The organism is Bradyrhizobium sp. AZCC 2262 (genome assembly GCF_036924535.1).
Taxonomy (GTDB): Bacteria; Pseudomonadota; Alphaproteobacteria; order Rhizobiales; family Xanthobacteraceae; genus Bradyrhizobium.
Map to the genome: position 1 here is coordinate 2,383,866 of NZ_JAZHRT010000001.1, position 11,172 is coordinate 2,395,037.

General features: G+C 60.1%; 10 protein-coding genes. 9 read left to right on the forward strand and 1 reads right to left on the reverse strand.

Annotated elements, in window-relative coordinates; genetic code table 11:
* Positions 1-35: 35 nt before the first annotated feature.
* From V1283_RS11155 to V1283_RS11180, 6 genes are all read left to right on the forward strand, one after another.
* Positions 36-1,763, forward strand: coding sequence for a relaxase/mobilization nuclease domain-containing protein (locus tag V1283_RS11155; RefSeq protein ID WP_334386526.1), 1,728 nt, complete (start codon positions 36-38; stop codon positions 1,761-1,763).
* A 91-nt stretch (positions 1,764-1,854) separates the two neighbouring features.
* Positions 1,855-3,831, forward strand: coding sequence for a conjugal transfer protein TraG (locus V1283_RS11160; RefSeq protein WP_334386527.1), 1,977 nt, complete (start codon positions 1,855-1,857; stop codon positions 3,829-3,831).
* A 9-nt stretch (positions 3,832-3,840) separates the two neighbouring features.
* Positions 3,841-4,311, forward strand: coding sequence for a CopG family transcriptional regulator (locus V1283_RS11165; RefSeq protein ID WP_334386528.1), 471 nt, complete (start codon positions 3,841-3,843; stop codon positions 4,309-4,311).
* Positions 4,312-4,617: 306 nt separating this feature from the next.
* On the forward strand, positions 4,618-6,681 hold the full coding sequence (locus V1283_RS11170) for an MFS transporter (protein WP_334386530.1): 2,064 nt from the start codon (positions 4,618-4,620) through the stop codon (positions 6,679-6,681).
* A 268-nt stretch (positions 6,682-6,949) separates the two neighbouring features.
* The gene (locus V1283_RS11175; protein ID WP_334386532.1) at positions 6,950-7,912 is read left to right on the forward strand and encodes an alpha/beta fold hydrolase; all 963 of its coding nucleotides are present in this window, start codon (positions 6,950-6,952) and stop codon (positions 7,910-7,912) included.
* A 179-nt stretch (positions 7,913-8,091) separates the two neighbouring features.
* Complete coding sequence (locus V1283_RS11180; protein WP_334386534.1) at positions 8,092-8,256, forward strand: hypothetical protein; 165 nt, start codon at positions 8,092-8,094, stop codon at positions 8,254-8,256.
* A 58-nt stretch (positions 8,257-8,314) separates the two neighbouring features.
* Here the strand turns inward: V1283_RS11180 and V1283_RS44630 are convergent, their stop codons facing one another.
* Positions 8,315-8,653: a hypothetical protein gene (locus tag V1283_RS44630; protein ID WP_442895724.1), complete on the reverse strand. Its 339-nt coding sequence runs from the start codon at positions 8,651-8,653 to the stop codon at positions 8,315-8,317.
* A 1,009-nt stretch (positions 8,654-9,662) separates the two neighbouring features.
* On the opposite strand from V1283_RS44630, the gene trbB reads away from it, so the two are divergent.
* The 3 genes from trbB to V1283_RS11200 are packed head-to-tail and all read left to right on the forward strand — an operon-like array spanning position 9,663 to position 11,169.
* Positions 9,663-10,583: a P-type conjugative transfer ATPase TrbB gene (gene trbB, locus V1283_RS11190; protein ID WP_442895725.1), complete on the forward strand. Its 921-nt coding sequence runs from the start codon at positions 9,663-9,665 to the stop codon at positions 10,581-10,583.
* Positions 10,580-10,906: a TrbC/VirB2 family protein gene (locus tag V1283_RS11195; protein ID WP_334386538.1), complete on the forward strand. Its 327-nt coding sequence runs from the start codon at positions 10,580-10,582 to the stop codon at positions 10,904-10,906. Before trbB ends, V1283_RS11195 begins: the two co-directional genes overlap by 4 nt.
* Positions 10,906-11,169, forward strand: a complete 264-nt coding sequence (locus V1283_RS11200) for a VirB3 family type IV secretion system protein (RefSeq protein WP_334386539.1) — start codon at positions 10,906-10,908, stop codon at positions 11,167-11,169. Before V1283_RS11195 ends, V1283_RS11200 begins: the two co-directional genes overlap by 1 nt.
* Positions 11,170-11,172: the final 3 nt, after the last annotated feature.

An 11,172-nucleotide genomic window follows, 5' to 3' on the forward strand; every position in this document is an offset into this window, starting at 1 on the left:
TTGCCGCTCAGCTTTCCACACTCTGTGAGCCTAACATGACCGGAAATGACGATTTTCGCATCCGTCCTGGCCGAATCCGCTCGACGCGCTCGCCAAGGACAAAATCCTTCCTGGCGCAGGCACTGAGCGCCGCGCAAAAGTCCGGCGGTCTCTCGCGGGGCGGCCCCACGCGCGACAGCAGGTTTGGGCGCGGCCGCGCGGCGAGCCTTGCCGCATCGCGCTTCCTCAACAACCGCGCCCGCAGTGCCATTGTCAAAGCGCGGGTAGTGAGGCGGATGCGTTCACCGGGCGCGCTGCGCGCCCACGTCAGTTATCTCCAGCGCGATGGGGTTACCCGAGACGGCGCACCTGGAAAACTGTTCGATGCGGCCGGAGACGAGGCCGACGGCCGAGCGTTCACTGAGCGTTGCGACGGCGATCGGCATCATTTCCGGTTCATTGTCTCACCCGACGATGCCGGCGAGCTATCAAGCTTGCGCAGCTTCACTCGCGAACTCATGGACCAGGCCTCGCGCGACCTCGGCACCCGGCTCGACTGGGTCGCCATCGATCATTGGAATACCGAGCACCCCCATATACACATCCTCGTGCGCGGCCGGGCCGATGACGGGAAGGACCTCGTGATCAGTCGCGACTATATTTCGACGGGCCTGCGTGCCCGTGCCGGGGATCTCGTCACCCGCGAGCTCGGCCCGCGAACAGAGCTCGAGACCCGTCAGCGCCTGGAGACCGATATGACAGCCGAGCGCTGGACACGGATCGATCGGGTGCTGGCCCGGCAAGCGGGGGCGGCGGATGGGGTCATTGATCTCCGGCCGGACCGGGATGGTGTGCGCGATCCGTTGCGGGAGATCCGGATCGGGCGGATGCGCACGCTCGAGCGGCTTGGTCTGGCCGAGCCAGCCGGGCCTGCGCGCTGGGTGCTGGCACAAGATGCAGAGCAGCGCCTGCGAGGACTGGGCGAGCGTGGCGACATCATCAAGCGCCTGCACAAGACCCTTACCAAGGATGGTGCCGCACGCGCGCCGTCGTCCTGGGCGCTCGAAGGCGAAAGCCACGGCGAACCCGTGGTCGGCCGCCTCATCGCGCGGGGGCTCGACGATGAACTTAAGGCAACGGCCTTCGCGGTGGTCGACGGCGTCGACGGACGGGTGCATCACCTGAAACTCCCTGAAATCGAAGCCGCGGGTGACGGTCCGATCGGCTGCATTGTAGAGCTGCGGCGGTTTAGGGACGCGCGGGGCCGGCAGCGGATCGCGCTTGCGGTCCGCTCGGACCTCAATCTCGACCAGCAGGTTGAAGCGCGAGGGGCAACCTGGCTTGATCGTCGCCTCGTCGCTCGCGAGCCGGTCGATCTCTCGCGCGCCGGCTTCGGCGGCGAAGTCCGTGCCGCGCTCGACCGACGTATCGACACGCTGGTTGAGCAGGGATTCGCGAGCAGGGACGGGGACAAGGTTACCTTGGGCCGTAGCCTGATTGCGACCCTTCGCGATCGCGAGCTCGACAGTGTGGGCCGGCGCTTGGCCTCCGAGACGGGGCTCGCGTATTTGCCTGCAGAGGCAGGAGACTCCGTCGCGGGAGTTTACAGCCGAAGGCTCTCACTTTCCTCGGGCCGCTTCGCCATGATCGACAATGGCCTCGGTTTTCAGCTCGTGCCCTGGCTACCGTCGCTGGAGCGGGAACTTGGCAGGCAAGTGAGCGGCATTGCCGGTCCCGGGGGCGTGGACTGGAATTTTGGCCGCAAGCGAGAGCTCTCGCTCTGACCCGCCGATTCCTGCGCCATACTGCGCGACACTGCGACTGGAAGAGACTTGCCGTTGCACGGGCGCTCGGCGTTGCGCAATGCCTCTGGCCATGTCAGCAACACGCATCCTTTGGGGGCAACTGCTCTTCGTCTCGATCGTCGTGCTCGGCTTCCTCTGGGCTGCGACGGAGTGGACCGCCTGGCGTCTTGCTTACCAGCCGCAGCTCGGTCCCGCCTGGTTCATGATTGGCCGCTGGCCGATCCATCAACCACTTGCCTTCTTTATCTGGTGGTTCAAGTTTGATGCCTACGCGCCTGTCATCTTCATGCAGGGTGCCTGCATCGCCGCAAGCGGCGGGATCGCTGCCGTCGTTATTGCCATCGTCCTCTCGGTCTGGCGGGCGAGGGAAGCTCGGCATGTGACGACATATGGCTCGGCCCGCTGGGCGGACGCGCGCGAGATCAGGCGCGCTGGACTTCTTGGACCCGACGGCGTTGTACTTGGCCGTTTTGACGGCCGTTACCTGCGGCACAACGGCCCGGAACATGTGCTGTGTTTTGCACCGACGCGCTCGGGCAAGGGCGTTGGCCTTGTCATTCCGACGCTGCTGACCTGGCCCAGTTCCACGATCGTCCACGATATCAAGGGCGAGAATTTCCAGTTGACCTCGGGTTTTCGTGCCCGCTTTGGCACCGTGCTACTATTTGATCCGACCAACCAGCAGAGCGCCGCCTACAATCCGCTGCTCGAGATCCGCAAGGGCGACAGTGAGGTGCGGGACGCGCAGAATATCGCAGACATCCTGGTCGATCCCGAAGGCGCGCTCGAGCGGCGCAATCATTGGGAGAAGACCAGCCATTCCCTGCTCGTTGGCGCCATCCTGCATGTTCTCTACGCGGAGGCCGACAAGACGCTCGCCGGCGTCGCCAATTTCCTGTCTGACCCGTCGCAGCCGATCGACGCGACTCTGAATGTGATGTTGGCGACCCCGCATCTGGGCGATCGCGTTCATCCCGTGGTCGCTTCGGCGGCGCGCGAGCTTCTCAACAAGAGTGAAAATGAACGTTCCGGCGTCTTGTCGACCACGATGAGTTTCTTAGGGCTCTATCGCGATCCTGTCGTTGCCAAAGTTACCGGACGCAGCGATTGGAGGATACGCGACCTCGTTGACGGGCCTCGGCCGATATCGCTCTACCTCGTAGTGCCGCCCTCCGACATCGCCCGCACGAAACCGCTGATGCGGCTGATCCTCAATCAGATCGGCCGGCGGTTAACAGAGATCCTGGAGACGGGCCGGTGTCGCCAAAAACTCCTTTTGATGCTTGACGAGTTCGCAGCGCTCGGCCGGCTCGACTTCTTTGAGAGCCAGCTTGCCTTCATGGCCGGCTACGGCATCCGCAGCTTTCTGATCACCCAGAGCCTGAACCAGCTCGAACGCGCCTACGGGCCTAACCACGCCATCCTGGACAATTGCCATATCCGCATTGCGTTTTCGACGAATGATGAGCGTACCGCCAAGCGGGTGTCCGACGCGCTCGGGACCGCAACCGAGATGCGCGCCATGAAGAATTATGCCGGGCACCGACTGTCTCCATGGCTCGGCCACCTCATGGTCAGCCGCCAGGAAACATCGCGTCCGCTGCTTACGTCAGGAGAAGTCATGCAGCTCTCGCCCAATGAGGCGATCGTGATGGTTTCGGGCGTGCACCCGGTACGTGCCCGCAAGGTTCGCTATTATGAGGATCCCCAATTGCAATCCCGAATTCTGAGACCCGCGGGCAATGCTCCGGTCAATTTGGTCGATCAGCAAGATGACTGGTCGGTCCGTCCACCCATAACACCCGCGGTCGAGCTCTTGACAGCGCTGAAGCGAAAGGCCCGCGATCCGAATGGTGGTCACAGCCGCGAGCCCGAACTGCCACAAAACGAAAAGCTTGTGATCAATTCGCCGCGCTCTGAAATCGAGTTCGATGCCGATCGGGATGACGATGATGCGGATGCCGTGCAGGCGCGCGCCTTGAACGGCTCGATGCCGGGTCTTGCACGCTCCGTCAGTCTCGACCCGGACGGCGATATGGGCCTTTGAGCTCGGCACATGAAAAAGGCTCAGCTCAGCATCTACCTCGATCCGGAGATCTTCCGCAGCCTTGAAACGTTCGCAAAGCGCCGTGGCAGGCCCAAGTCGCTGGTTGCCGAGGCTGCGATTGCATCGTTCCTTTCGCCTGACGATTCGGACCGGCGGGAGGCAGCGATCGCCAAGCGGCTGGATCGCATCGTGCGCGTGCTCGAGCGGCTTGAACGCAACGACGGTGTCACGCTCGAGACAATAGCCCTGTTCATTCGTTTCTGGCTGACGTCAACGCCGGCACTCCCAGAGCAATCAAGCCCTGCAGCTCGCGCCAAGGGCGCCGAGCGCTATGATCGTTTTGTTGAAGCGCTCGGCCGGCGGCTATCGAGCGGATCGACAGTCCTTAAGGAAGTCAGCATCGAATTGCCTGAGGTTGAAAGCGCGGGCCACGTCAGAGGTCAGCCGGCTCCACTTGAGCCTGACACCACTCGGTCTTGAGGAAGAGCCGGACGCCATAACGCCTCACTCGTGAAGGCGATTGATTACCAATGGTGAGGGTCGATCTTTCGTTCGGGCTCTGGTGATCCTTTACAACAGACGTTGCCTTTGCACCGATACTCAGTTGCAGTCAGCGCGACTCCGCATCTCCTTTCTTTTTCTACTCCAGAGTATGGTCTCCGGCTCTGCTCTGTTGAACCAATGCTTCGCCCGTTCTTTCTGTAATTCCCATCAGGTCGGTTCACCTCATCAATCGTATCGCGATGCCGCGGTCTCGATCGTGGGGCTTTGGGGGATTGTCGGAAAATGCAACAGCTAGCCGATCTGGATGTGCAGGCCGATCGAGGGGACATTCGACCATCGCGCAAGCGCAAAGCCTCGGCACGCCGCAAGGTGACGGTTCGGCTTAGTGAGGGCGTCTGCGGTCGGCTTGACGTCGCGACCGACCGACCGGGCGTCGGCAAGAGCATGCTTGTGGAAGCCGCCCTCGAGCATTTTCTGAATCCAGCCACGTCAGTCGAAGCTCTACTGCGCGAGAACTTGGACGATATTCACGCCAGGTTCGATGACCTCGCGCGCGATATGCAGATGATCGCCGAGACGGTCGCGCTGCACGCCCGATATCATCTGACCGTCATGCCGCCGGTTCCCGAATCGCGACAGCGCGAGGCGGTCATTCTCGGCAACGAGCGCTTCAAAGTCCTGGCCGAGCAAGTCGATCGGCGCGTTCGTGAGGGCCGGCCGCTCATGCAGGAGACCATCGATCGCCTAAACTCTGCGCAAGACGAAGAATCGAATCCGACAACAGACGAGAGGCCGACGCACAATTCGACGCCGGCTCTCAAGGAGTCGAGTGCTGCCCCGGAACGCCTTAATCTCGAGCAGACGCCGCCCGCATCAGCCAAGGCAGAGCGCCGCAGTCCGGGCGTTTCCCAGCATGAGAAGAATACTAGCGACCGGACCGAACCTACCTTGAATCGAGGGCTAAGCCCGCCAGCAGCGCAAAATTCCGATCCAGAGTCATCAAAAACGTTAGAGGCTTTGCGCGAAACACCGGTGTCAAAATGGCGGCTAATCTGCTCAGTTTTTTTGCCCTTCGCCGCAGGTTACTACCTTGCTTACCTGTTTCGGACGATTAATGGCGCGATCTCGCCGGCATTGGCCTCCGATTTTGCGCTGGATGCCGCCGAGACCGGGCTGCTCGCGTCAATCTACTTCCTGGTGTTCGGATTGACCCAGATTCCAATAGGGGTGTTTCTAGACCGATTTGGGCCGCGTCGAGTCCAAGGCGTGCTGCTGGTGATCGCGGCTGGCGGCGCAACGCTGTTCGGCAACGCCTCGAGCTTCCCGGAGCTTCTTGTTGCGCGCGCCATGATCGGACTTGGCGTTGCCGGCTCATTGATGGCCGGGCTCAAGGCCATCGTCACCTGGTTTCCGAGAGAGCGTGTCGCACTCGCCAACGGCTGGATGATCATGTTGGGATCGCTCGGCGCGGTCACGGCGACGGCGCCAACCGATTGGTTGCTTAACTATGTTAGTTGGCGGAGCTTGTTCGAAATCCTGACGATCGGGACCGTTGCGGTAAGTGGACTGATCTATATGGTCGTTCCGAAACCTGAAACTGACTTAGAAATCGCCACGACCTCGCGAAAGCCACTTACGTTATGGTCCATCTATTCAGATCCGCGCTTTCTGAGAGTCGCACCGCTCTCGGCCGCCTGCATTGGTTCATCCTGGGCGTTGCAGTCATTGTGGGCTGCAGCCTGGCTTACAGACGTGGAAGGATTCGACCACCACAGCCGGGCCGCTCAAATGTTCCTGATGGCTGTTGGCCTAAGCCTTGGAGCCATCCTGCTTGGTGCCATGGCCGATCGCCTACGTAAACACAACATAAGAACGGAAGTCCTATTGGGGGGCGTAGGAGCCCTGTTCATCGTGGCCGAGCTCGCCCTGGTTTTGCGCGTTCCCTTGCCGTCACTTCTGCCTTGGTCCATCGTATCGATCGCTGGTGCCGCAACAGTGCTAAGCTTTTCGGTCATAGCCGACTACTTCCCCAAAGAATTTGCCGCGCGCGCCAATGGCGCTCTGAATCTCTTGCACTTTGGCTGGGCGTTCACGATGCAATACGGCATCGGGCTCGTGGTCGAGCAATGGCCGTCTCAGGACGGACATTATCCGGTCGCGGCCTATCAGGCCGCATTCGGTCTTTGCCTTGCGCTTCAGGCCGCCGCGCTGGTGTGGTTTGCGATGCCATGGATCCAGACGTTCGGCAGAAATGCCTTCGGTGAACCCCCCGGAAGCGCCGCTGGATCCGGCGGCTCTTCCATTGACGGTCCTATCCTTGAGGCGTGCGCAGGAGCCGACTGGTAGCCAGAGGGTCGTGTGCGTAGAAGCAGTCCGCCTGCCATCAACATTGGCTGCTAAGCACCCGAAAACAGACCTATTATGCTCACCTCGAGTTTTGTCGCCCATGACCCGAAGCCGACTTGCGCCGATGCTGCCGGAGGCGCGGTGCGGGCTCGAAAATAAATTCGTAGAGCATGTCGTTTTGGCGGTCCACCGTTCGACTGGGTGTCGGCGGAGCCACTTCGGTTGTGGCTGGAGCTCACAATGTGACTGGATCTTACGGAGGTTGGTAATGACGATCTCGCATCGATTTATCGAGACAAATGGCATTCGAATGCACCTGGCCGAAGCAGGGAGCGGCCCCACCGTGCTTCTCTGCCATGGCTTTCCGGAGTGCTGGTATTCGTGGCGGCACCAATTGGAAGCGCTCGCTGCCGCCGGATATTGCGCCATCGCGCCCGACATGCGTGGTTACGGGCAGACGGACAGACCTGATGCGATCGATCAATACACTCTATTGCATTTGACCGGAGACATGGTCGGATTGCTCGACGCGATCGGCACGGATCAAGCAGTCGTTGTAGGACATGATTGGGGAGCGCCGGTCGCTTGGCGCTGCGCTCTGTTCAGACCGGATCGATTTAGGGCCGTCGTTGGCTTGAGCGTGCCGTTTCAGGTGCGTGGTCCCAACCGACCAAGCACCGTCATGCCGAGGACCGAAAAGCAGCGCTTCTATCAACTGTATTTCCAGACGCCGGGCGTTGCCGAGGCAGAACTCGAAAAAGACGTCCACAACGCAATCAAGACGACATTGTTCGCCCTATCTGGCGATGCGCCGGTTGAAGATCCTGCGTCGCTCACGATGCTTCCTAGTGAGGGGGGGTGGCTTGATGGGAAGCCTACAACCCGATCATTGCCGACGTGGCTCACGGACAGTGACATCGAATTTTACGTTGGAGAGTTCAAGCGCACCGGCTTTGGAGGAGGTTTGAATTGGTATCGCAACATTGATCGCAATTGGGAGTTGCTCGCACCATGGTCCGGCGCAAAGGTTCAGGTCCCGGCACTCTATGTCGTTGGCGATCGAGACGGGGTTTACAGATCGCCGAGTTGGAGCCATCTCGTCCCTAGCCTGAAACAGTTCGTGCCCTTGCTTCGCGAGACAATAGTCTTGAAAGGTTGCGGTCATTGGACTCAGCAAGAGCGCGCCAAAGACGTAAGCAATGCGCTCCTGGAATTCCTGAACCAGTTATAGATCGCGAACGGGGACTTGCGTAGACGCGGCAAGCAACGCAATGTCGCGTTTTGGCCCATCAGCGACTTGTTGACCGCTATGGTGAATGTCCGCGTTCGAGGGGGAAGCGGAAAATATATGCTCGCACTGAGTTCTTCTCAGTTTGACCCATTACCGACATGCGAGGCGATCCGGCACAAATGTCCGCAATGATCGTCATCACCATCACAGTTGGCGGCATCATCACCATCATCGTCGCCGCCATTATCATCATCATAATCATCATCATCATCACGGCTCGTACCGCGATCACGATCACCACGATAGCTGGAATTATCATCACCACCACCATCACTCGACTATGACGATTCATGATGTTGCATCCACTGAACCATGTTGCCGGCGTGCACGATGTAGATAAGCTCAACCTATTTCTTGGCTTCCCAGATGGAGTCTTTGCAAATGAGATTTGCACTTGCAAGCGGTCAACGTGTTGAAGCCTACCCCGGCGGGAGAGCAAAGTGTCGCCGTTGCAACGGCGAGGTCATTGCCAAATGTGGCACGCACAGAGTGTTCCACTGGGCGCACCGGGGAGTGCGGGATTGTGACACCTGGGCCGAAAAGGAAACCGACTGGCACCGCGCGTGGAAAAACAACTTCCCGGCCGAATGCCAAGAGTTCGTCCAGCACGATGAGCAATCCGGCGAAAAGCACATCGCTGATGTTCGTACCCCACATGGCCTTGTGATTGAGTTTCAGCATTCGCCTCTCGATCCGCTAGAACGGGCTGCACGCGAGCGTTTTTACGGAAATATGGTGTGGGTTGTTGATGGCACCCGCCTACAACGAGACTATCAACGGTTTGATAGGGGAAAGGGTGATCTCAGGCCCACGAAAATTCAGGGATGCTTCCTCCTCGCATCCCCTGATAAGTGCTTTCCCGCGATGTGGCTTGATAGTTCAGTACCCGTCATTGTTGATTTCCGGGGTGTGGATGAGAGTCAGCCACCGGATGCGCATAGAGAGGGGCTTTGGTGCCTACTTCCAGGACGTGCGGGAGGGAGTGCTTGGGTTGTTGGAATGTTGCGCGAGCAATTTGTAGAAGTGGCACCAAGCCGTCCTCAGTTGCCTGTCGTTCAAGAGATCTTAGCTCTCATGACAGAGATACGCGCGGCGGAGGCGCTTGAAGCGCGACGGTTTGCTGGAATGCCTGGTGGAAGGGGACCACGGCGGCGATATGCGCGTTTTTGAACTCATCGAATAATGTAGGCTGTTGGCCCTTCGGCGAACCTCGGCCATCTCTCCTATTGCGCCGCTATCAGGTGAATAGCCGACATCAACCGTGCCTGTCCCCAAAGCCCAATTTGGTTGCGTGCCCTATTTAGCGAAGCTGCTTCTCGACCGGAAGAAGCTCCAACTAGAGATTCGGGGTTGTTAGGCGCCGCGGATCTCCTGTTGAGATCGCAGATTGGGAGATGAACGTGATGCGCTTGGGTCAACAAGTGTGCGACGAAACGGAATCCTACTCGCAAAGGATTGCCTCGGAGGCCATTCTTCATCTCGCCGCGTTGCCGAGTGGCGATGCCGGATATTCCTTGACGTTTCTTTTTGTACGCCAAGCTACTAGCCGGATAATTGCCTTGTTGCACTAACTCGCTCCGTGGCTTTTCTAATCATCCCCATGTGAGGCCGCTCGGGACGGCCTCATTCGTTGGGGACGGCAGTGGTTCATCATTCCATTCAATCGGAAGCGATATCGCGTGCTGCGCGCATGCTGCGCACGGCGTTCGGTCCAGTTATCGCACGCTTTCTCGAAGATTCGGCTGTCGTCGAGATAATGCTCAACCCTGACGGGCGATTGTGGATCGACCGGCTATCGAGCGGTTTGGCAGATACCGGAGAAATCGTACCTGCTCCGGACGGTGAGCGCATCGTTCGATTGGTCGCCCACCACGTGGGTGCCGAGGTTCACGCAGGGAGGCCGCGCGTTTCGGCAGAGTTACCCGAGACGGGGGAGCGCTTCGAGGGACTATTGCCGCCAGTGGTCGCGGCCCCGGCGTTCGCGATCCGAAAGCCGGCCGTCGCCGTGTTCACGCTGGACGACTACGTCGCCGCGGGGATCATGATCTCGGGCCAAGCTAGCGCTTTGAAGGTCGCGGTCGAAGTACGCAAGAACATACTCGTGGCTGGCGGCACGTCCAGCGGCAAGACAACGCTGACCAATGCGCTGCTGGCCGAAGTCGCCAAGACGTCGGATCGGGTTGTTCTTATCGAAGACACGCGGGAGCTTCAGTGCAGGGCGCCGAATCTCGTGGCGTTGCGTACCAAGGACGGCGTGATCTCGCTATCGGATTTGGTCCGTTCATCGCTGCGCCTGCGGCCCGATCGCATTCCGATCGGGGAGGTCCGCGGTGCAGAGGCTCTCGATCTGCTCAAGGCCTGGGGCACGGGTCATCCCGGCGGTATCGGTACCATCCACGCGGGCACCGCGCTCGGAGCGTTGCGTCGACTCGAGCAGCTGATCCAGGAAGCCGTCGTCACGGTCCCCCGCGCCCTGATCGCGGAGACCATCAACGTTATTGCCGTTCTTTCCGGTCGCGGTGCCGATCGCCGCTTGGCCGAGCTCGCCAGCGTCACCGGGCTCGGACCTACCGGTGATTACAGCCTTGCAGCATTGGGGGACCAATCATGAGTGTTACATCTTCGCTGGAACGATGCGTCATTTCGACGACCGTGTTCGCGACTACCTATCTGACCGTCAGCCCAGCCTTCGCTGCTGGCTCCAACATGCCGTGGGAGCAGCCGCTCAATCAGATCCTGCAATCGGTCGAAGGTCCGGTCGCGAAGATCATCGCGGTCATCATCATCATCGTCACAGGGCTTTCGCTGGCGTTCGGCGATACCTCGGGCGGATTCCGCAGGCTCATCCAGATCGTGTTCGGCCTATCGATCGCGTTCGCCGCCTCGAGCTTCTTTCTATCGTTTTTCTCGTTCGGCGGTGGAGTGGTGATCTGATGGATGCAGAAATCCCAGGCTTCGTCACGCCCGTGCACCGCGCGCTCACCGAACCGATCCTGATGGGTGGCGCGCCACGCTCCATCGCCATCGTCAACGGCACGCTTGCCGCAGCACTCGGCATCGGGCTGCGCCTTTGGATCGCGGGCCTCCTCCTTTGGTTCGTCGGCCACATGGCCGCCGTCTGGGCCGCCAAGCGCGATCCTGACTTCGTCGAGGTCGTACGACGACACCTGCGTATCCCCGGTCACCTCAACACGTGAGTT

What these genes read in the sequence shown, in the direction of transcription:
- V1283_RS11155 (WP_334386526.1), top strand. Translation starts at nt 36, where the DNA reads ATGACCGGAAATGACGATTTTCGCATCCGTCCTGGCCGAATCCGCTCG.
- V1283_RS11160 (WP_334386527.1), top strand. Translation starts at nt 1,855, where the DNA reads ATGTCAGCAACACGCATCCTTTGGGGGCAACTGCTCTTCGTCTCGATC.
- V1283_RS11165 (WP_334386528.1), top strand. Translation starts at nt 3,841, where the DNA reads ATGAAAAAGGCTCAGCTCAGCATCTACCTCGATCCGGAGATCTTCCGC.
- V1283_RS11170 (WP_334386530.1), top strand. Translation starts at nt 4,618, where the DNA reads ATGCAACAGCTAGCCGATCTGGATGTGCAGGCCGATCGAGGGGACATT.
- V1283_RS11175 (WP_334386532.1), top strand. Translation starts at nt 6,950, where the DNA reads ATGACGATCTCGCATCGATTTATCGAGACAAATGGCATTCGAATGCAC.
- V1283_RS11180 (WP_334386534.1), top strand. Translation starts at nt 8,092, where the DNA reads ATGTCCGCAATGATCGTCATCACCATCACAGTTGGCGGCATCATCACC.
- V1283_RS44630 (WP_442895724.1), bottom strand. Translation starts at nt 8,653, where the DNA reads ATGCTGAAACTCAATCACAAGGCCATGTGGGGTACGAACATCAGCGAT.
- trbB (WP_442895725.1), top strand. Translation starts at nt 9,663, where the DNA reads ATGCTGCGCACGGCGTTCGGTCCAGTTATCGCACGCTTTCTCGAAGAT.
- V1283_RS11195 (WP_334386538.1), top strand. Translation starts at nt 10,580, where the DNA reads ATGAGTGTTACATCTTCGCTGGAACGATGCGTCATTTCGACGACCGTG.
- V1283_RS11200 (WP_334386539.1), top strand. Translation starts at nt 10,906, where the DNA reads ATGGATGCAGAAATCCCAGGCTTCGTCACGCCCGTGCACCGCGCGCTC.